This window comes from Phytobacter sp. V69 (assembly GCF_965644215.1).
GTDB lineage: Bacteria > Pseudomonadota > Gammaproteobacteria > Enterobacterales > Enterobacteriaceae > Phytobacter.
Window position 1 is genome coordinate 1 of the sequence record NZ_CBFFRL010000528.1, and the last position, 430, is coordinate 430.

The window sequence follows — 430 nt, forward strand, 5'->3', positions numbered from 1 at the left end:
CCTCATTTCTCGCTGCCGTCCAGATCAGATGCATCGCTCTCTGGGCTAAAATCTTGTGACGACACTATCTAGCAAAGACAGCATATCGGGTGTTATCGTTACACTTGTCACTGGCGGTAGTGGGATTGCCGTTATTGTTTGGCTATGGAACTACATTAAAAAGTTCTTCCATTGGCTGGTAGATATTTTTGTTTACCCTGTAACATTGCCTGTTTGGGCTTTACTTCTCATTTCTATTTCCCTATTAGTTTTATTGCCAACTGTTGGATTCGTATTACGGCGGAAAGTCACATCAGAAGCGAATAATCATTTAAAGAGTTTTTTGGACTACAAAACCGATACCATTTTTGGGATTTTAGGGAAGGTGCGATTTAATCGTCAATTATGAGAACATAACCCTTTCTTTGACATAGACTTTTCACGATGCCCG

1 protein-coding gene is annotated in these 430 nt (G+C 40.5%); it reads left to right on the plus strand.

Going from position 1 to position 430, the window contains the following annotated elements:
• Window positions 1–55: 55 nt before the first annotated feature.
• Window positions 56–388, plus strand: coding sequence for a hypothetical protein (locus ACSZPU_RS26325; protein WP_499004573.1), 333 nt, complete (start codon window positions 56–58; stop codon window positions 386–388).
• Window positions 389–430 lie beyond the last annotated feature (42 nt).